Origin of the sequence: Pantoea trifolii (assembly GCF_024506435.1) — a bacterium.
Taxonomy (GTDB): Bacteria; Pseudomonadota; Gammaproteobacteria; order Enterobacterales; family Enterobacteriaceae; genus Pantoea; species Pantoea trifolii.
On record NZ_JANIET010000002.1, the window covers coordinates 462693 to 482842 of the forward strand.

General features: G+C 53.9%; 22 protein-coding genes. 8 read left to right on the top strand and 14 right to left on the bottom strand.

The window, feature by feature from the left end:
- The first annotated feature begins 47 nt into the window (after positions 1-47).
- Positions 48-587 (top strand): cytochrome b561, encoded by a 540-nt coding sequence (gene cybB / locus NQH49_RS21580; protein WP_256698779.1) that lies wholly within the window; start codon positions 48-50, stop codon positions 585-587.
- Positions 588-603: 16 nt separating this feature from the next.
- Here cybB and NQH49_RS21585 read toward each other — a convergent pair whose 3' ends face one another.
- Positions 604-957: an MmcQ/YjbR family DNA-binding protein gene (locus NQH49_RS21585; RefSeq protein ID WP_256698780.1), complete on the bottom strand. Its 354-nt coding sequence runs from the start codon at positions 955-957 to the stop codon at positions 604-606.
- Positions 958-1013: 56 nt separating this feature from the next.
- Complete coding sequence (locus NQH49_RS21590; RefSeq protein WP_372340045.1) at positions 1014-1898, bottom strand: alpha/beta fold hydrolase; 885 nt, start codon at positions 1896-1898, stop codon at positions 1014-1016.
- A gap of 86 nt (positions 1899-1984) precedes the next feature.
- Between NQH49_RS21590 and NQH49_RS21595 the strand changes: the two genes are divergently transcribed.
- Both NQH49_RS21595 and NQH49_RS21600 read left to right on the top strand, forming a co-directional pair.
- On the top strand, positions 1985-2341 hold the full coding sequence (locus NQH49_RS21595) for a MerR family transcriptional regulator (RefSeq protein ID WP_110866970.1): 357 nt from the start codon (positions 1985-1987) through the stop codon (positions 2339-2341).
- A gap of 88 nt (positions 2342-2429) precedes the next feature.
- Positions 2430-3545 carry a metallophosphoesterase gene (locus tag NQH49_RS21600; protein WP_256699145.1) on the top strand — a complete coding sequence of 372 codons (1116 nt, stop codon included), beginning with the start codon at positions 2430-2432 and terminating at the stop codon, positions 3543-3545.
- An 8-nt stretch (positions 3546-3553) separates the two neighbouring features.
- On the opposite strand, the gene NQH49_RS21605 is transcribed toward NQH49_RS21600, so the two are convergent.
- Positions 3554-4177, bottom strand: a complete 624-nt coding sequence (locus NQH49_RS21605) for a TetR/AcrR family transcriptional regulator (RefSeq protein ID WP_256698781.1) — start codon at positions 4175-4177, stop codon at positions 3554-3556.
- 137 nt (positions 4178-4314) lie between these two features.
- Between NQH49_RS21605 and NQH49_RS21610 the strand changes: the two genes are divergently transcribed.
- Positions 4315-5523 (top strand): MFS transporter, encoded by a 1209-nt coding sequence (locus tag NQH49_RS21610; protein WP_256698782.1) that lies wholly within the window; start codon positions 4315-4317, stop codon positions 5521-5523.
- Positions 5524-5605: 82 nt separating this feature from the next.
- Here NQH49_RS21610 and NQH49_RS21615 read toward each other — a convergent pair whose 3' ends face one another.
- A complete protein-coding gene (locus tag NQH49_RS21615; protein ID WP_256698783.1) occupies positions 5606-6442 on the bottom strand; it encodes an alpha/beta fold hydrolase in 837 nt (278 codons plus the stop codon).
- A 108-nt stretch (positions 6443-6550) separates the two neighbouring features.
- Here NQH49_RS21615 and NQH49_RS21620 point away from each other — a divergent pair, with 108 nt between their 5' ends.
- Both NQH49_RS21620 and NQH49_RS21625 read left to right on the top strand, forming a co-directional pair.
- Entirely contained in the window at positions 6551-7549 is a 999-nt protein-coding gene (locus NQH49_RS21620; RefSeq protein WP_256698784.1) for a GlxA family transcriptional regulator, read from the top strand.
- Between the two features lie 79 nt (positions 7550-7628).
- Positions 7629-8846 (top strand): MFS transporter, encoded by a 1218-nt coding sequence (locus NQH49_RS21625; RefSeq protein ID WP_256698785.1) that lies wholly within the window; start codon positions 7629-7631, stop codon positions 8844-8846.
- 11 nt (positions 8847-8857) lie between these two features.
- On the opposite strand, the gene NQH49_RS21630 is transcribed toward NQH49_RS21625, so the two are convergent.
- Complete coding sequence (locus tag NQH49_RS21630) at positions 8858-10798, bottom strand: methyl-accepting chemotaxis protein (RefSeq protein ID WP_256698786.1); 1941 nt, start codon at positions 10796-10798, stop codon at positions 8858-8860.
- A 264-nt stretch (positions 10799-11062) separates the two neighbouring features.
- Between NQH49_RS21630 and NQH49_RS21635 the strand changes: the two genes are divergently transcribed.
- Positions 11063-12169: a Fic family protein gene (locus tag NQH49_RS21635; protein WP_407947119.1), complete on the top strand. Its 1107-nt coding sequence runs from the start codon at positions 11063-11065 to the stop codon at positions 12167-12169.
- Between the two features lie 50 nt (positions 12170-12219).
- On the opposite strand, the gene NQH49_RS21640 is transcribed toward NQH49_RS21635, so the two are convergent.
- From NQH49_RS21640 to NQH49_RS21650, 3 genes are all read right to left on the bottom strand, one after another.
- The gene (locus tag NQH49_RS21640) at positions 12220-12564 is read right to left on the bottom strand and encodes a YebG family protein (RefSeq protein WP_256698788.1); all 345 of its coding nucleotides are present in this window, start codon (positions 12562-12564) and stop codon (positions 12220-12222) included.
- A 73-nt stretch (positions 12565-12637) separates the two neighbouring features.
- The gene (locus tag NQH49_RS21645; RefSeq protein ID WP_008108794.1) at positions 12638-13432 is read right to left on the bottom strand and encodes an SIR2 family protein; all 795 of its coding nucleotides are present in this window, start codon (positions 13430-13432) and stop codon (positions 12638-12640) included.
- Positions 13429-13989 carry a non-canonical purine NTP pyrophosphatase gene (locus NQH49_RS21650; protein WP_008108796.1) on the bottom strand — a complete coding sequence of 187 codons (561 nt, stop codon included), beginning with the start codon at positions 13987-13989 and terminating at the stop codon, positions 13429-13431. Before NQH49_RS21650 ends, NQH49_RS21645 begins: the two co-directional genes overlap by 4 nt.
- Before the next feature lie 199 nt (positions 13990-14188).
- Here NQH49_RS21650 and NQH49_RS21655 point away from each other — a divergent pair, with 199 nt between their 5' ends.
- Positions 14189-15550, top strand: coding sequence for a putative bifunctional diguanylate cyclase/phosphodiesterase (locus NQH49_RS21655; protein WP_256698789.1), 1362 nt, complete (start codon positions 14189-14191; stop codon positions 15548-15550).
- A 50-nt stretch (positions 15551-15600) separates the two neighbouring features.
- Here NQH49_RS21655 and NQH49_RS21660 read toward each other — a convergent pair whose 3' ends face one another.
- From NQH49_RS21660 to NQH49_RS21685, 6 genes are all read right to left on the bottom strand, one after another.
- Positions 15601-15831, bottom strand: coding sequence for a hypothetical protein (locus NQH49_RS21660; protein WP_256698790.1), 231 nt, complete (start codon positions 15829-15831; stop codon positions 15601-15603).
- A 245-nt stretch (positions 15832-16076) separates the two neighbouring features.
- Complete coding sequence (locus NQH49_RS21665) at positions 16077-16982, bottom strand: ABC transporter substrate-binding protein (RefSeq protein WP_256698791.1); 906 nt, start codon at positions 16980-16982, stop codon at positions 16077-16079.
- Positions 16982-17776 (bottom strand): amino acid ABC transporter ATP-binding protein, encoded by a 795-nt coding sequence (locus tag NQH49_RS21670; RefSeq protein WP_256698792.1) that lies wholly within the window; start codon positions 17774-17776, stop codon positions 16982-16984. The genes NQH49_RS21665 and NQH49_RS21670 overlap by 1 nt, the downstream gene beginning before the upstream one ends.
- Entirely contained in the window at positions 17760-18686 is a 927-nt protein-coding gene (locus NQH49_RS21675; protein WP_256698793.1) for an amino acid ABC transporter permease, read from the bottom strand. Before NQH49_RS21675 ends, NQH49_RS21670 begins: the two co-directional genes overlap by 17 nt.
- Before the next feature lie 9 nt (positions 18687-18695).
- On the bottom strand, positions 18696-19208 hold the full coding sequence (locus tag NQH49_RS21680) for a GNAT family N-acetyltransferase (protein ID WP_256698794.1): 513 nt from the start codon (positions 19206-19208) through the stop codon (positions 18696-18698).
- A 9-nt stretch (positions 19209-19217) separates the two neighbouring features.
- On the bottom strand, positions 19218-20150 hold the full coding sequence (locus NQH49_RS21685; protein ID WP_256698795.1) for an ABC transporter substrate-binding protein: 933 nt from the start codon (positions 20148-20150) through the stop codon (positions 19218-19220).

A 20150-nucleotide genomic window follows, 5' to 3' on the forward strand; every position in this document is an offset into this window, starting at 1 on the left:
TTTCCCTTAAAGTAGACGTCCCGCCAGGCATTTTTTACGGACTAGAGATGAGCAATAAATATGCCCCATCGCAGATTTTTCTTCATTGGTTGACCTTCCTGTTAGTCGTCACTGCGTATTGCACCATGGAATTTCGTGGATTGGCGACGCGCGGTTCGTGGCAAGGCTTTGCGATGATCATTGGTCACTTCAGCGCTGGAAGCTGTGTGCTGGTGATTATGCTGTCGCGCATCCTGCTGCGTTTTCGTCATCGCAGCCCGGCAATTGTGCCCAAACCACCGCACTGGCAAACCGGGCTGGCGCATCTGATGCATCTGGCGATCTACGTGTTTTTCATCGTCTTACCGACGCTGGGGATTCTGTCGCGTTTCTATATGGGACGAACCTGGTGGATTTTTGGTATTCCGATGCCGGTGAGTGGCGATCCTGATCCGGATTTCGCCGACACGATTGCGGACTGGCATGAGACCCTCGCGCCATATGGTTATTGGCTGATCGGCATTCACGCCGTTGCCGCGCTGGCACATCATTATCTATTTAAAGACAACACTTTAGTGCGCATGATGCCGTCGCGTCGCTCACGTTAAAAAAGTTACAGCGTCACTAAAATGTCAGGCTAAAGCTGTCATCGAGTAGCGCCAGAATTTCGCTGTCCGGCAAGCCTTTCTCCAGCGTGATACTCAACCAATGTTCTTTGTTCATGTGGTAAGCCGGATAAACGCCGGGCAACTGGCGCAGCGATCCAGTGAGTTCGGGGCGCGCTTTGATGTTCATCACGTCAATCACCGGCCCATCCGGCAAACCGAGTTTATGACTCTCCAGCGGGAACACCAGCGCAAACCATTTGCGGTGCCGCGGATGACGCAGCACCGCATATTCACTGTGCTTTTTCCACGGATAATCGGGTTCTACCTGATAGTGCTGAATGATGTAGTCGAACAGCTGCTGGCGTTGCATGCATCCTCCGTGGTGAACGCGGGATAAGGGCCGCCGAAGATGGCGGCCCTGAGACTTTATAAAGCTGAAGCAAACGTTGCCAGTGTTCGATTAAAACGCGCAGGTTCTTCGATAAATGGCGCATGGCCAGAATCGGCAAACATCTGTGTCTGAATGCGCGAATTGATACGCTTTACTCTGGCGAGAGATGCAGCAGGATTCACCAATGCATCATGCTCACCGTAGATGAACAGCAGCGGCACACGCACATTTTTTACTCCTTTTTCTAATGCAATGGTCATGGTGGGCACCGCTCGTTGCATGGGCCACGCAGCCAGCGCGGCGTTGGCCAGCAGGCGTTCAAAGGTGGTGCGGTCAGGTTGCTGGTAAAAACATAGCTGCAGAAAGGCCCGCTCGCCATCCAGATGTGTTTTCAAATCACTTGCCGTCATTGCGCCATATACGTCATGCGCCGGAATCAATGTGGGATTGAGCTCTACCACACCGTCGACGTAGATAGCGCCACTGATATTACCGTCACCATAGGCCGCCAGGTAGTTGGTGATAACCGCCCCGCCCAATGACCATCCGACTAATAATGGCTTATTGGCATGGCTTTGATTAATTACTGCGCGGAGATCGTCGGCCCAGCGTTTCCCATCGCGGTAAGCTGATTCTTGTTCTGGCTTGTCGGATAAACCGTGCCCACGCATATCGAATGTAATCAGCCGATAGCGTTGCTGTAACTGCGCGTCACTGATCTGTTTTTCCCAGTTTAAGTGGCTGCCAAGCAAACCATGAATAAACACAATAGGTAAACCATCAGGATTACCTGATTCCTGTACTGCCAGCTTCACGCCATCTGGCGCGGTAATGGAGTACTGCTTCTCAGCGGCAAACAGCGTGGCAGAAAAGAGCATGAGAACGCCGATAAACATTGTGCGTTTAAAAAGTAACAGCATAAAAAATCTCCTTAAATGAATGATTCCCGGCTATCCTGAACCCTGACACTGATGTCAGAGTCAAGCCGCTTTATGGGGAGTCACTTATGCAGTTATCAATTGGAGAGCTGGCAAGAGAGACAGGTGTGAGCGTGCGCGCCATTCGTCATTACGATCGCCATCATCTGCTAACTTCAACACGTGCCTGCAATGGATACCGTTTTTTCCCGCCACAGGCGATCACCCAGGTGCGCCAGATTCAACGGCTCATCAATACCGGTTTCAGCATTGCCGAAATCTGCTCTTTTCCGGATTGTATGCGCATGATCGAAGGGGCAGCATTCTGCCCGGAAACTCAGGCTGTGCAATATAAGCGACTGGCGGATATTGAACGCCAAATTAGTGAACTCGAATCTCGTCGGGCATTGCTGATGGCCACGCTGGCTGAAGGCATCACCCGATGATGCGGTTTTATCAACAGTGCGGTCAGTAATGTTCTTTGCGGATAAATTTTTGCGCTAAATCAGCGCTCTTAGACCAGGGAAGTGAATGATGTTCCATCTGATTTTCAGCATACCGAGCTGGTATGTGATCGCCCGATTTTTGTTCCCGTTAGCCATGCCCTTGCTGTTAAAAATCATCCTTTCTCTGCTGGTGTTGCTGGCTTCGCAATATCTGCTGGTGAGCCGTTTTACCTCTGGCAGCATGTTCTCGCCGGAAATGCCGCGCGCCATCGTCATCCTGTTCAACTGGGGTTTCAGTGCCGTGTTATTCCTCGCGCTGACGCAGTTTGTGATTGATATGGTGGCGCTGGTTTCGCTGTTGTTCCGCCATCCTTTTGAAATTGTGCCTGCGGTGCGTTATGTGGCGGCGGCGTTTGCCTTGATTCTGGCCACCGTTGGCGTTTATCAGGCTACCCGCGTGCCGCCGATCAAAGATGTGACCATTGAGATCGACAACCTTCCGCGCGAATTCGAAGGCTATCAACTGTTGCAGTTGACCGATATGCACATCACCAAACTCTTCAACGAGAAATGGACGCGCGCGCTGGTGCAAAAAGCCATGACGCTGGATGTCGATCTGATTCTGGTCACCGGCGATGTGATTGATGGCACGCTGCAGAATCGTCGCGCGGACGTCGAGCCGTTGCGCGGATTGCATGCCCGCGATGGCGTGTTTGCTATCACCGGCAATCACGAATATTTCTTTGAGCAGGAGCGCTGGACCGCGCATCTGGCATCGCTGGGTCTTGAGCCGTTACTCAATCGCCATACGGTGATTAAGCGCGATAGCGCCGAGCTAGTGATCGCCGGCATGCCGGATACGTCAGCAGCACGACGTGGCGCAGTTGGCCCCGATTTGGAATTGGCGCTGGCCGGTGCGCCGGAAAACGCTCCGGTGATCTTGCTCGACCACCAGCCGCGCAACGCCCGGCAAAATGCGCTGAAAAACATCGATCTACAGCTGTCTGGCCACACGCACGGCGGCCTGATTGTTGGCTTTGATCGCCTGTTTGCCAAACCCAACGCGGGCTTCGTGTCGGGTTTGTATCAGGTCGACGGCATGCAGCTCTACGTCAACAATGGCACCGCGCTCTGGCCTGGCATGGCGGTGCGTTTGGGCCGACCATCGGAGTTGACCCGCATTACGCTAAAGCGCAAACCGTAACGCGCTGTTTAAGGTTGTGGGATAGTCCGCGAGGCATCCCATAACCTCATCATCTGAGCGATTCCCCGCTCAATTTCGGCGAGAGGGACGTCATCCCGCGCCAGCGTCGAGATGCCCAGCATAAAGCTGTTGAAGCTGACCGCCAGCGAAAGCGTCTCTTCCTCATCTCTCAATTCACCGCTGCTGATCCCTCTTTCAACGCAATGCTTGATCCCTTCACGAGTACGCATCCGCGATGCTTCAAGCGGTTTTAACACGTGGCGGTTTTCATCGGAGCAGGAAGACATCACGCTTAGCGCAACCATACATCCGCGCGGATGCGAAGGATCGTACTGCATTCTGGCGGAGTTGAGCAGCGCGGTTTCCAGCGCCTGCCGAGCGGGCACGCGGGTATCCCACAAAGCTTCCGTGACCTGAGCATGGGTTTGCAAATAACAGTTCACGGTTTCAGCAAAGAGTGCCTCTTTCGATCCAAACGCGGCATAGAAGCTTGGCGCGGTGATGCCTTTACCTATAGAGGCTTTGAGCTGCGCCAGCGAGGTTGATTCATAGCCGTTCTCCCAGAAAAGGTGCATCGCTTTGATCACCGCTTCATCCCGGTCAAATTGTCTTGGTCTGCCTGTTCTCATCATCACATCCTCCGCCATTTATACTAATCGATACAGAATTCATTGACAACGCACAGCTCACCTCCGCAATATAAATACCGATCGATACATATATTCATGGCGCTTCGCGGCGCTTTTGCAAATCAAGAGCAGGCTAAATAATGAATTCAACGTTTAAGCACGAAGAAGCCCAACGGCTGCCAATCCTGGCGCTTTTGGCGCTCGCAATGGCAGGTTTTATCTGCATCCTGACTGAAACCATACCCGCCGGATTGCTGCCACAAATTAGTCAGGGGCTTAATATTTCCCCCTCGCTGGCCGGTCAATGGGTTACCTCCTATGCAGCCGGTTCGCTACTGGCCGCGATTCCGCTCACATTGCTGACCCGAAGCTGGTCGCGCCGGGTTGTGCTGCTGAGCACCGTGTGTGGATTTCTGCTGTTTAACACTCTTACCGCCGTCTCTTCTGACGTTGTCATCATCTTAATAGCGCGATTTTTTGCTGGTGCGTCAGCCGGTTTGGCGTGGAGTCTGATTGCGGGCTATGCGCGAAGAATGGTGGTTCCATCGCTGCAGGGACGCGCATTGGCGCTCGCCATGGTGGGCACGCCAATCGCTCTTTCACTCGGTGTTCCGGCAGGCACATGGATGGGTTCGTTGCTGGGATGGCGTCTGACATTTGCCGCCATGTCGGGTCTCTCTCTCATTCTTATCGGCTGGATTTTGCTGGCCGTGCCGAACTATCCCGGCCAATCTGCCACGCAAAAAATGCCGCTCGGCGCAGTATTACGCCTCCCCGGCGTAAGTGCCGTGCTCGGCGTGGTGCTGACCTGGATGCTGGCGCATAACATTCTCTACACCTACATTGCACCGTTCATTGCTTCAGCCGGTCTGGCTGATCGCGTGGATGTGGTGCTGCTGATCTTTGGTATTGCGGCATTGGGGGGAATATTCATTACCGGTAAGATCATTGATACGCATCTGCGCAAAGCGGTGCTGCTGTCACTCACCATCTTTGCTGCGGTGTCGGTGATTTTTGGTCTAAGTACGCCAACACCCGCCGTGATCTATGCGGGCATAGCCGTTTGGGGACTCACCTTCGGCGGTGCCGCGACGCTGCTGCAAACGGCTCTGGCAGATGCCGCCGGCGAATATGCCGATGTCGCGCTCTCCATGAATGTCGTCACCTGGAACAGCGCTATCGCCCTCGGCGGTTTGACCGGCGGAATGTTGCTGGAACATGTCGGCTCCCAATCTTTTCCGTGGGCGATTCTGCTATTGCTGTTGGTCGCGTTGGGAATTGCGCTGCGTGCTAAGCAGGGTTTCCCGGCTGCGAACAGCCGGCAAACCGGCATGACACCGGTGGCTTAGCGTAAACATACATTGCACATGCTGTAGCGGCGCGATTTATCGCGCAAATAATTGCGCCGCTACGATTCGTGAACTCGGTAATTTACGCTTTCGCAAACGCTAACAAATCGGAGTTAATCTGCTCAGGATGTGTCGCGAACATGCCGTGCGACAAACCGGGATAGGTTTTCAGCGTGCCATGCTTGAGCAGCTTAATCGCCTTATGCGCCGAATCATCAATCGGCACCACCTGATCGTCTTCCCCGTGCAGCAGCAACACCGGCACCGTGATCGCTTTTAAATCCTCGGTAAAATCAGTTTCCGAGAAGGCAGTGATACAGTCGTATTGCGCCTTCGCGCCGCCCGCCATGCCCTGACGCCACCAGTTATCGATCAAGCCCTGACTGACTTTCGCCCCCGGACGGTTGAAACCATAGAACGGACCCGCTGGCACATCGATAAAGAACTGCGCGCGGTTGGCTGCCAGCGCCGAGCGGAAACCGTCAAACACCGATTTCGGTAAACCTTCCGGATTGGCGTCGGTTTGCAGCATGATTGGCGGCACTGCGCCCATCAACACCGCCTTCGCCACGCGGCCTGGCTCAGCGTGCGCTACATAACGCGCCACTTCACCGCCACCGGTTGAGTGACCGATATGGATAGCGTTGCGCAGGTCCAGCGCTTTAGCCAGTTCTGCCACGTCGGCGGCGTAAGTGTTCATATCGTTGCCGCTATCGGTCTGATCGGAACGGCCATGGCCGCGACGGTCGTGGGCGATAACGCGATAACCTTGCGCCAGGAAGAACAACATTTGGTTATCCCAGTCATCGGCGCTTAACGGCCAGCCGTGATGAAACACTACCGGTTGGGCGTTTTCTGGGCCCCAGTCTTTGTAAAAGATTTTGGTACCGTCTTGAGTGGTGATGATGCCGTTGCTCATGAGTAAGTCCTCTGTATGTGATTGTCTGCGTTCGATGGGCTTATTGTCATGGAAAGCGGCAACGGCTAATATTGTCAAATATGACACTTTAAGGGCCATAACTGACAAATGATAGAAACTGATGAAAGCAGCGTTGTCGCGGAGATTGGCTTAGTGATCTATCCCGATTGCCAACTCGCGGCGATATATGGCTTAACCGATATGTTCAGGATTGCTGCGGAATGGGCCGAGAATATATCGGGTGAAGAGCGCAAGCGGACGATTCGTGTCTCACATTGGCAGATTGATGCGCACAGCGATCACATGGTTTGCGTCTGGGATAGCCATCCCGATACAACACATCGCCTGAGCCACGTGATTGCGCCGCCAAGTCTGGTGGTGCCAGCGAAAATGGTGCCCATGAAGGTGCCCGCCAACTGGATGAGTATGCTTTATGACGCAGGCGTAACACTCTGTTCGGTGTGCGCCGGTGCCTTTGTGCTGGCCGAAACCGGACTGATCGATCATCGTCGCGCCACCACGCACTGGGCCTTTGCACAGACGCTGTCGGAGCGTTTTCCTGCGGTAGACGTCGCGGTGGAAAATATGGTGATTGACGATGGCGACATTATTACCGCCGGTGGGATTTTGGCGTGGACGGATTTGGGTTTAACGCTGATCGAAAAAGTGCTCGGCACCGGCACCATGCTGGCGACCTCACGCTTTTTACTGATCGACCCGCCGCGACGCGAGCAAAGCACCTATTCGGCATTTATCCCCAATTTCGATCACGGTGATAGCCTGATTCTGCGCGCGCAGCATCATCTTCATGCCCATGTTGCCGAGCAGCACAGCATTGAGAGCATGTCGGCGCTGGCAAGCATGACGCCACGTACTTTTCTGCGCCATTTCCAGAAAGCGACCGGCCTGCGACCAACGGATTATTTGCAGCAGGTACGCATTATGAAAGCGCGCGACGCGCTGGAGCTGAGTAATCGTTCGGTCGATCAGATCGCCTGGGAGATCGGCTACAGCGACCCTTCCGCTTTCCGCAAAATTTTCCGCAAGCTCACCGGCGTCACGCCCGGCCAGTATCGGCAGCGGTTTGGTACCCGGCAACATAATTAACGCCCATCACAGCAGGAAAATTGCCGTTTTCCTGCCATGATTACGTTCGTCCCGTTCCGATTACTTGCTAAGGATTTCTATGCCACTGCGTTCGCTTCAGGCTCTGTGTCTGGTTAACTTTTTTATGGCTGACGTACGAGATGGTCTCGGGCCTTTTCTCGGCATATTTCTGACAGAACGCCACTGGAATGCAGGAGATATTGGCTGGGTGATGACCGCCGGTGGCCTTGCAGGGCTGGTTGCCACCCTGCCGGCGGGTTTAGCCACAGACGCTACTCGCCATAAACGATCGTTGCTGCTCATCGGTTCACTCCTGATCACCCTATCCACCTTACTGCTGTGGTATTTCCATCAGGGATGGATCGTGGTTTTATCGCAGATTGTGACTGGCCTTTCCGCCGCGCTCATCGCGCCGATGTTGACGGGTATTACCCTTGGCCTGGCCGGTCCGCAAGGATTCAGCCATCAAATGGGGAGAAATGAAGCCTTCAACCACGGCGGTAATATGACAGCCGCCATTATTGCGGGTGCTTCAGTGTGGTTGTGGGGCACGGGTGCGGTGTTTGTACTCATGACAACGATGGCGCTGTGTGCAGGTGCAGCCGTGCTGGCTATTCGCCATAATGACATCGATAACCTTGCCGCGCGCGGGCTTTCTGGCAGCGAATCGGTTAGCAACGTCCCACGTCTTTATCAGATTGCCCGTAATCCTGCCGTCATTATTACGGGTGTTACGCTGTTACTCTTCCATCTTGGCAATGCCGCGCTGTTACCTATGCTGAGCCTGCGGGTGGCGGCAGCACACAATGCAGCCATCAGCCCCGGACTTTATGCTGCCGCCACGGTGGTTATTTCACAATGTGTGATGATTCCCATGGCGCTGTATGCTGCACGTCACGCACCGCGTTTTGGCTATCCCGTGCTGATCACGGCGGCGCTGCTGGTGCTGCCGTTACGTGCGTTGATTGCCTCCGCTTTTGACGGCGCTTATTTCATGATTCCGGTACAGATTCTGGATGGCGTAGCGGCGGGTCTGCTGGGCGTGGCGGTGCCGGGTTATATCGTGAAGGTGCTCGAGGGCAGCGGACATACCAATGCCGGTCAGGGCTTTATCATGCTCATGCAGGGCATCGGCGCGGCAATGAGTCCCGCGTTGGCGGGAAACATTGCCGCAGCCTATTCCTATCGCAGTGCATTTGCCGTGCTGGGCGCGATCGCCCTGGCGGCGCTGATCACCTGGTGGATAGGCAGCCGTTATTCAGAGAAAAACGGCGTGCCACGCTCAGCGCGTTCTTAGCTAAGGCTCGATTAGCTCAGCTGGAAACGCCCAACCGTGTTCGCCAGCTGCGAAGCCTGATCTTCCAGCGAACTGGCAGCGGCAGACATCTCCTGCACCAGCGCGGCGTTTTGCTGCGTGGTGCTGTCCATCTCGTTCACCGCGATGGTCACCTGGCTGATGCCGCGCGCCTGCTCATCGGACGCAATCACAATTTCACCGATGATGGTGCGCACTGAATTCACCGCCTGCGTCATCTCCTGCATGGTTCTACCGGCATCCTGCACCAGCTGCACTCCGCTGCCGACGCGCTGCGTGGATTCTTCAATCAGCGCGCCGATATCTTTCACCGCATTGGCGCTGCGCTGGGCCAGATTACGCACTTCCGACGCCACCACAGCAAAGCCGCGCCCTTGTTCCCCGGCGCGTGCCGCTTCTACTGCGGCGTTCAGCGCCAGAATATTGGTCTGGAAGGCGATGCTGTTGATGATGGCGGTGATGTCACCAATCTTCTTCGCGCTATCGTCGATCTGCGCCATGGTTTGCACCACTTCGCCCACCAGCGTTTCACCGCGGCTGGCGATATGCGTAGCATTGTCGGTCAACGTTGTTGCCTGATGCGCGTTGGTGGCGTTGTGTTTCACCGTGGCGGTGATCTGCTCCATGCTGGCGGCCGTTTGCTCCAGCGCGGCAGCTTGCTGCTCAGTGCGCGAGGCCAGATTGAGGTTGCCGCTGGCGATTTCCCCCGCGCCCTGACGCACCGACGAACTGGCATCCTGAATCTGTCCCACGATATCGCGCAGCTGGTTTTGCATGGTATGCAGCGCATAGAACAAGCTGCTGTTATCGCGTCCTTTCAGCGTGATGACGTTATCAAGTTTGCCATCGGCGACGGCCAGCGCGATGGTCGCGGCTTCCAGCGGTTCGCCACCAATCGGCTTCAGCACTTTGCGGCTGAACAGGATACCCAGCAGCGTACACACCACCAGAATGCTGATGATCATCAGGATCACCGCGTTGATCAGTTGACGATGTGCCGCAGCCATTACCTGGCTGACCGGCGCAACCACGCCGAGATACCATTTCTGATCGCTGTTACCAATTACCACCGGCTGCCACGTCACCAACACATCTTCACCCAGCAACGCATCATGATGCTCCATCACGCTGCTACTGAAGTTATTGGTATCGCCTTTCCAAGGCTTGCTGGTCTGGCTTTTATCCGGATAAGAGACCACATTGCCCGCGCTGGAGAGCAACATCGCATAGCCGCTGCCTTCCCACGGTTTGATTTTGTTGACCTTCTCCTGCAGTGACGCCAGCGAAATGTCGGACGTCACCACGCCCCACAATTTGCCCTGGCTGACAATCGGCGCCGCCACCGAGGTTAGCAGCGTCGGCACGCCGTTGTAAGCGTAGCTGTACGGTTCGATCAGCATGTCTTTCTGGCTTTTTTGTGGCAGCAGATAGTAATCGCCCTGACCCGGCGTGAAGATAGAGGTCAGCGGATGCATGTTGAATTTGCCGGCTTGATCGCGATCGACGAAGAAGGCGTAGCGCCCTTTGGGTGCCGCGTTGGGTTGGGTGGCAAACTCCGCGTCACGTCCGTCGAAGGCGTTCTCTTCAAAGATCACAGAGATCGACAGATAATCAGGATTATCGCGCAGCGCAGATTCCATCAGCTTATCGGCGACTTTACGATCCTGAATTCCCGCCGCTGGCAGCGCAATCAGGCTGTGGCCGAGGTTGTGTGCCACATCGCGCGCATAGCTGAGCTGATGCTGAATTTGCAGCGCCTGGCTTTGCGCTATCTGCTGCAGGTAGTTTTCAGCCAGCGACTTTTGTTCATTACTGGATTGCCAGCTAAGCACGCCGATGGTCACGGCAAAGCCGAGCGTGATGGTTAAGGCGCCCGTCAGCAGCATCTGCGTGCGGGTGCTCATTTTTTTCTTAGGTGATGCGTGTTTGGCCATTATGGCGCTCCTGGAGTTGACACTTTTCGGTGATCAGAACCACTCCCTGTGCGCGTACATCCTTTTGAACACTCTATCGGCGCGCGGCGGGGGAACTTGATGGCGACGCACTAAACTCCGTAGGGTCGCCATTAATGGCGACCGGCTTTAGGCCAGCGCCCGCTCCCTTCTGGTCAATGAGCCGAATAAAGGCTATTATTCAGCTCACTATATGAGCCGAATATCAACCCTATTCAGCTCATGCAATTCAGGAGTGAGCTTATGATGTGGATTTGGCAGCAGCCCGATTGGCCGCGGTTTCGCTGGCAGGATGAAAAAATACTGCCGCGCCTGCGCCAGTTGCAGCAGCAACGCGGCGTCTTGCTGGGCCGCGCCAGCGTACAAGACAATAGCGAACAACAAACGCTGGATACGCTGCTCAGCAATATCCTCTCTTCTTCAGCGATTGAAGATGAGCGCGTCAACGCGCAGTCGGTACGATCTTCGCTTGCCCGCCGTTTAGGCGTTTCGCTCGATCAGCCTTACCCGGTTTCCGAACGTTCAGAAGGTTTGGCCACCATGATGATGGATGCCATTACGCAACGCGATCAGGAATTAACGTTGGCGCGTATATGTCAGTGGCATCGCTGGCTGTTTCCCGAAAGTGAATGGACCATTAAGCGGTTAAATGTCGGCACGCTGCGCGGCGATGAGCCAATGCAGGTGGTTTCAGGCCGTATCGATCGACCGACGGTACATTTCGAAGCGCCAGCACGCGCCGGACTGGAAGCGCAGCTAGAGCAATTTATTGCCTGGTTTAATCACAGCCGCGAGGATCCGCTGCTCGATCCGCTGTTGCGCGCCGCGTTGTGCCACTTGTGGTTTGTTACGCTGCACCCGTTTGATGACGGTAATGGACGTATCACTCGCGCCCTCACAGATTTGGCGCTGGCGCAGGCTGATAGCCAGAGCATCCGTTTGTATGCCATGTCCGCATCGATTCTGGCGCGACGTGCCGATTATTACCGCATCCTGCAGGAGACGCAGCGCGGCGCAATGGACGTCACCGATTGGTTGCTGTGGTTTTGTGATGTGCTGAATGAAAGTCTTGAAAAGGCACTGGAAACCGTCACGCGCACGCAAAATAAAGCGCGCTTCTGGTTGATGCACAATGCAGCTGAATTGAGTGCCGAGCAAACCCGCGTGCTGAATCGCTTACTGGATGGCGGAGAACAGGGGTTCAGTGAAGGCATCAGCGCAGGCCAGTACCAGAAAGTGGCGAAAGTGAGTAAAGCTACCGCGACGCGACATCTGACTGAATTGCTGGCGAAAGGGTGTCTGGAGAAATTACCCGGCGGCGGGCGCAGCACGCGGTATCAGATTAAACATTGAGGGTGCGGAAGATAATCAGGTGCGCATCAATGCACACCCGACGAAACCAATTACGCCGCTTTAACGGCGCGAACTTTCTTTTCCGGCGCTGCCGTTTCCGCTTCGGTCTCGGTTTCCGCAGAAGCTTCAGGCGCTTGCGAAACCTCTTCCTTTACGCTTTCCGGCAGCTTGCTGGTGCGCAGGATATGCTGCACCGCGTCTTTCTGTTCAGCCAACAGCAGGCCCAATGCTTCGGCCTGCGCTTCACCCAGTTCAGGCTGATGCTGCTGCAGCCAATCGGTGAAAGCGTCTGCCATATCCAGCATTTTATCCCAGGCATCCGCGTCTTTTTTATTGGCAAACGTCATTTTTTCTTCACCCTTTCTGACTACAACATATTTGGTTTCGACTGCCATGATGCACCTCGGTTAACTGTATTTATATACAGTATATTCTGAACAAACTTTTCCAGGCAATGACTTTCTGCCTTCAAGCCAGTAATTCTTCCAGAAACAGCGCCAACGCTTTGCGCGGATCGTCCTCTTCCGAGACGATCATCTCAATGCCCCATTGCCCCAACACCTCTTTCGCCACCGGATTATTGCGGTTGGTGAACAGGTACGATTTGGGACGTGCGGTGGCCAATCCGGTTCGGCCCCACATTTTTGTCAGGCGGTAGAATAACAGACGAATATTGAAATCGCTGATGCTGTAGCCCACAAACAACACCGAGTTGCCCATCACGTCGTGCGTGAGTTTGATATCCAGCGGCGAATCAAAATAGAGCCGTTCAAAGTAGCTGCTTTCATCTAGCACGATGGAAGTATCGTCGTCGAAATCACCATGCAACTTAATGATATGGCGCTTATCTTCGGTCAACGATACCAAATCCGCCGCATTCGCCACTTTGCTGTAAGGCACGTTGTGCGCCTCATGCGCCATCTCCAGCCAGCGATCGTAATTGGTGGTATAGATGCGTGAGAAGTTGCCTTGCGTGATCATGGTGTGGATTTCAGAACTGCGCACATCAATATCCGGACGATGCCATTCGCGATCCATCCAGCTGCGCAGCGGTCCCAGCGAGCCTTTACGTTGTTTGTAATACTCCGCCAACGACAAATGCGTGCCGTAGGTGTTGAAGATTTTCGGGTCGTAGCCCAGTTCTTTAGCCAGATGCGCAATCAGCTCATGCCATTCTGGTAAGCCCAGATTGCGCGAAATGCCCGCACCGGCAAACAGAATCAATTTACCGGCATCGTAGGCGCGTTTAAGCTCGGGTTTCATGCTAATCCCCGCGATGTTTTCAAAAAGGTAGCGAAGCGGTCCAGCGCCAGTCGACGCATCGAAATCTCATTTTTTAGCTCGCCCATTTCGGCGAAGGTTTGCGTATGCCCTTCCGGGATAAACACGCAGTCCCACTGAAATTCGCGTGGACCGGCAGGCTCGGTGGCGATGGTGCCGCGCAATTCGCCTTCGAATTGATACATTTTCTGCCCGTCACAATAGCCGAGCACGGTTTTCGCCGTGACGCAGGGACTATCCAGCCCGTTCACCAGTTTGGTGAAGCGCTCGGCATTCAGGCGGCTCCAGAAGATGCGCGTCAGCCCAGCAGGTAAGCCGTTGAGACCATCCAGATAGAGCCCGGTGTGCTCGACAAACAGCGGACGACCAATAATCGAGAACGCTTTGGTGAGCTTGTCGCGCACCAGTTCGACCTCATTTTCAGTCTGAATCTCTTCAATACGGCGTGCGATGGGCAGCACTTCGACACCGACCGGCTCAAGGATGGTACGCACCTCGGCCAGCTTAAGCTCGTTGGCAGACAGGAATCGTATTTTCATTGCAATCAGTACGTTGAAAGTGGGTTTAAGCTCAGTAAAAGCCTTTCCGTTGGTAGATGATTCTAACGTGCATACCGGGAACTGGGTAGGAACAATCCATTATTTAAGTAAACAAAACTATGACTTTCACCAGGCATGAATCTAAAATAATTATGCGACGCTATTTGAAAAATATGACAAAGAAAAATGAGAACCTCAGATGATCTCTTATTTTAATTCTAGATATTCCATGTTAAGAGATTTGCCCTTCATTTTGCAGGGTGATAATCCAGAGAAAAAATTGCGCTTAACGCTGCTCATTGCTGGATTTTCCAGCATCCTGGCGGGTTTTTATATGGTAGCGACTAATTTCATTAGGGGAGAAATTGGTGTCACAGCCTTATATTGCCTGAGTACCGCGATAGGGTTTTATAATGTCGTAGCGGCTTTCAGTAACCGGCTGAACAAACATCTCTACATCATCGTCCATGCTTTGTTACTGATCATAATGCTGCTTTTCCTGCTGGATAATGGTCATGCGGTAGAGAAACACTCCGAATACAATTATTTGGTGGCGTTAACCGTGGGTTCAGCATTGGTATTACGCCAGCAAACCACTTACTTAAGTAAAATATTCCCGTTAATCTGCCTGGCGGTTTATCTCTTTTTTATTTCTACCGGATTAACATGGCAACATAGCGCCTTTGAGCTCAATATTCCGCATGAGTCCGGCTTTTATATCGTTAACTGCGCTGTGCCGATGATCGCACTCTTGTTGACGGCATTCACACTGCGTGGCAATTACTCTGAAACCGATTTAATCAAACGCGAACTTTCACAAGCTATCGAAAAAAACCAGCTGGAACTCTATTACCAGCCACAGGTGGATAACCATAAAAAACTGATCGGCTTTGAAGCCTTGCTACGCTGGAAGCATCCTTCTAAAGGCTTTATCTCGCCAGAAGTGTTTATTCCCGTGGCCGAGAAAAGTGGTTTGATAATAGAGATTGGCAAATGGGTGATGGAACGCGCCTTGCAGCAAATCGCCGAATGGGATCGCGGTCAGTATCTCGGTGATTTGGTCTTTTCGATTAACATCAGTCCGCTGCAGTTGATACACCGGGATTTCACCCAGGATACCTTGCTGACGCTGTCACATTATAAAATCCGTCCAGAGCGCCTGAAGTTTGAAATTACTGAAACCACCTTTGTTTACGATCAAAAACGCATTGGCGAGGTGATCAGCCATTTTAGTCAGCTGGGTGTTAGATGGGCGATTGATGACTTTGGCGTCGGCTATTCATCGCTTAAATCGATCAGTGATTTTGCTATTAATGATATTAAGATTGATAAATCGTTAATCATGCAGATTTTTAAAAACGAATCATCCGCCATAGTGGTGCAGAAAACCATCGAGTTATCGCGTGAAATGGGACTGAATGTGCTCGCCGAAGGCATTGAGAGTGAGGAGTATTTTACCTACCTGCGTGATAGAGGTTGTCATCTGTTTCAGGGCTACCATTTCGCCCGCCCGCTGCCGGTTGCTGATGCGCTGGTCTGGATCAAAAAAGCGAAAATATAACCCAGCTTTGTAGGGTCGCCATTTATGGCGACCGTTCCAGCACATACAATTTAAAACAGCAGTTTCGCGAGGTAAAGCCCCAATCCAAGAGTCAAGAATTGCATTGTTATTAGCCATTTAGTTTGTGTCATTATCGCTTTATATACATCGACCTTTACCGACCCCACCTCAACTCCCACGGACTCAATATCTTGCTTAGTGGCATAGCTAGATTTGTTTCCTGCCACATCGGTGAAAAGAATACTAACATGATCTTCAGGTCTGCTAACTCTTTCCTGCATTCCCTTACCTCCTTTGAATGAACGTCAACCAAACATAAACGCGAACATCCTGACATTGAAATGCTTTTAAAACATTAGCGATTCGAATAATAAAACGATGTTTTACGGAAAATATTTTTTAATCAGCAGATTACATACTAAACAACAGAAAATTAAATATGAGCCAACCTAAAACCCAATGAAATAAAAAAAGCTCACAACTTTTACATCGTGAGCTTTCTCGCAAAATTTAGCGGATTAGAAAATCACTGATAAACAATCCCCGGCGGATTGACCTGCGAGGTTTCCACCGCCTCTTCCTGTTCGCCCCAGCGTGCCAACACTTGTTTATATTCGCCGCTGGCAATCGCACCGTTGATCGCCTGCTGCAGCGCCACATCCAATCCATTGCCTTTTTTAGTGGTCACCGCCACCCACGCACGAAAAGGTCCGTGGCCGACGATTTTGGTTTGCCCGCGCGAAGCGACTTTCCATGCTGCCATCGCCTGCGGGCCAAACGAGGCATCGGCACGCCCGGAAAGCAGTGCCAGCGTGGCTGCCGCATCATCGTTGAGATAGATCGGCTGCACCGGCGCTAAGCCCTGCGCGCGGTTCTTCTCATCCCAGCTGAGTAAAATCCGCTCCTGATTGGTGCCTGATCCAACAATAATGCGCTTACCCGCCACATCTTCGCGGCCTTTAATCGCGGTGATTGCGCTGTTGGTTTTCACCGCAAATGCATGGTTATCCGCGCGATAGGTAGCGAAATCGAACTTCTTTTTACGCTCTTCGGTAACGGCAATATTGAACATCGCCACGTCGTAACGTCCGGCGGTGATGCCCAGCGGCCAATCTTCCCAGGCGGCTGGCACCAGTTTCAGTTTTAAGCCCAAACTATCCGCCAGCAGACGTGCAATATCCGGATCGCTGCCAATCAGCGTTTTATTATCCGACGCCCACAACCCGATGGGCGGCGAATTCATCGACGTGGTGGCAACGGTCAGATAACCCGGATTAACAAAGTGAAAACCCGCCGGAATTTTCGCGATAGCCTGTGGATTCGCCGCAATGTTAATTGGCGTTTCGTTGTTTTTGGCATCCAGCGTTTCTGCTGCGATGGCTGGCGCGCCTAACATCACTGTCAGCAACGCCGTAATCATCACGCGTTCCATTAAAGTACCCGCGCCAGAAAACGTTTGGTGCGCTCGTGGCGCGGCTGATTCAATACCTGATGGCTGCTGCCCTGCTCGACAATGCGGCCATCGACCATAAACACCACGTTATCCGCCACTTCACGCGCAAAACCGACTTCGTGCGTGACAATCACCAGCGTGGTGCCGGAACGCGCCAGCTTTTTAATCACATCCAGTACTTCGCCCACCAGTTCGGGATCGAGCGCCGACGTCGGTTCATCAAACAGCATCACACGTGGGTTAAGCATCAAGGCTCGCGCAATGGCGATACGCTGCTGCTGGCCGCCCGACAAATGGCGCGGCCAGGCATCGGCTTTATGGCGTAAACCCACCACATCCAGCAATTCACCGGCGCGATCGATCGCTTCACGGCGTGACAGCTGACGATGCGCAATCGGCGCTTCAATCAGGTTATCCAGCACCGTCAGATGCGGGAACAGATTGAAGTTCTGGAACACGTAGCCAACGTTGATGCGCTGACGCAGAATCGCCTGCTCTTTCAGCTCATACAGCTTATCGCCGCGACGCTGATAACCAATGTAGTCGCCATCGATCTGGATATAGCCTTCATCGACGCGCTCCAGATGGTTAATGGCGCGCAGCAGCGTCGATTTACCCGAACCGGATGGCCCGAGAATCACCGTCACCGATCCCGGTTCCAGCTCCAGCGACACATCATCCAGCGCTTTCAGTTTGCCGAACGACTTGCTCACGCCGGTGATGCTGATGGCGCCAGCGCTATGCAGATTGCGGTAATCAATGGCTTCGGACATGGGAAAGCTCCTCGGTAGCAGGTTTGGCGCTGCGGTTACGCCATTGACGCCAGCGCGACGGCTGCGGTTCACGGGTGACACTGCGCGCCAGCCAGCGCTCAACGCTGTGCTGCAGCAGTGACAAGACGGTGGTGATAATCAGATACCAGGCCGCGCCGACCATCAGCAGCGGAATCACCTGCTGCGTGCGGTTGTAGATCATCTGGATGGTGTAAAACAGTTCCGGCATCGCCAGCACGTACACCATTGAGGTGCCTTTGGCGAGGCTGATGATTTCATTAAAGGTGGTGGGAATAATCGCGCGCAGCGCCTGCGGCAGAATGATGCGGAAGGTGCGGCGCGTGGAGGATAATCCCAACGCCGATGCTGCTTCAAACTGCCCGTGATCGACACCCAAAAAGCCGCCTCGAATGATTTCGGCGCTATAGGCGCTCTGCACCAGCGTCAAACCAATCACTGCCGCCGGGAACTGGCCGAGCACGTTGATGGTCTGGAAGTGGCCCCACGACAGCGCGGTAAACGGAATGCCGAGCGACAGCGTGTCGTACAAATACGAGAAGTTGTAGAGGATGATCAGTACCACAATCAGCGGCAGCGAGCGGAACAGCCAGATATAGCCGAACGCCAGCGTGCTGAGCAGCCAGGATGACGAGAGGCGCGCCAGCGCCAGCAAGCCGCCAAAAATCAGGCTGAGGAGGGTGCCAAACAGCGTCAGCAGCAGCGTTTGCCCCAAACCGCTGAGGATCACCGGATCAAAAAACCATTTAGCGAACACGCCCCATTCCCAGCGCGGATTAAAGGCAACAGAATCAATCACGCTGGCCAGAATAAACAGCGCGACAATCGCGCCGACGGTACGTGCCGGATAACGCGCCGGCACCACGGTTAAACGTTGTGGTTCATTACTCATGGCAACTCCTTAGCTGGCCTGCGCCACGCTATGCACATCAATCACTTTCAGGAAGCGCAAGCGTCCATCGTGTGGCGGCTGGCTGTAGACTTCCATATCCTCCAGCAGCTCAAACTGCGGCTGATAACCGTGGCCGATATACAACTTCACCGCTTCCGGCTGGCGGAAACCGGTGGTGAGAAACACGCGCTGGTAGCCCGCACGCAGCGCGCGGCGCTCCAGTTCCTGCAGAATCAGCAGCGCCAATCCCTGACGACGCAGATCGCTGCGCGTCCAGATGCGTTTAAACTCGGTGGTCACCGCGTCATACGGTTTATACGCGCCCATCGCGATGATCTCGCCGTCCCGCTCCAGCACGATAAACAGCCCGCGCGGCGGCAAATACCATTCGGTCAGCTCAACCTCTTTTTGGCTGGTGAAGAACGCGCCGTAACGCGCGGCGTATTCACCAAACAGTCCGGTCAAAATCGGCTGCAGCTCAGGCGCTTCCGGTGACACTTCGCGGAACAGTTGCTCGCTCATGCGGCCTCCTTAATCGCCCAATCCGGCCGGATTGATCTCTGAACTGTCGATACGCTCAACGCCTTCACCCCAACGCTTCAGCACCTTGTCGTAATCGCCGTTTTTGATCACGCCATTCAGCGCGGTGTTGATCGGCTGCACCAGGCCGCCATTTTTCTTCACCGTCACCGCGATATGCGCCGCTTTCGGCCAGCCACCATCAACGCTGCCAACCAAACGCGTTTGCTTAGTTAGCGCCGCTTTCCATGCGCCAATCACGTTCGGACCGAAAAAGGCATCGGCGCGACCGGACTGCAGCGCCAGCGTTTGTGCCGCATCATCTTTGGTATACACCGGCGTAAACGGCTTCAATCCTTTGGCCTGATTGGCTTTATCCCACGCCAGCAGGATCGATTCCTGATTGGTGCCAGAGCCGACGATAATGCGCAGTCCGGCGATATCTTCCGCTTTAGTGATCGCCTTGATCGGGCTGCTGGATTTGACGTAAAAGCCGAGTGAATCTTTGCGATAGGTGGCGAAATCGAAGCGCTCTTTGCGCTCTTTGGTGACGGTCACGTTACTGATGGCCGCATCGTATTTGCCCGATGCCACGCCCAGCGGCCAGTCTTCCCACGAGGTGGGCACCACGTTGAGTTTTAAACCCAGGCTGTCGGCGACTAAGCGGGCGATATCCACTTCGCTGCCGAGCAGGGTTTTGTTGTCATCACTGAATACGGTTAATGGCGGCGAATTCAGCGCGGCCACCGCCACGGTGAACGAACCCGGCACCGCGAAGCGATGTCCAGCCGGTATCTGCGCCACGGCAGCAGCATTCTTCGCGGTATTGATCGGCGTTTTATTGGCCTCAACACTGACGTTCTGACCGTTCACCGCCACATCTTCGGCGAATACGGCGCTGCTCATGCCCAGCAACAGCAGCGCGATAAGGGATTTTTTCTGCAT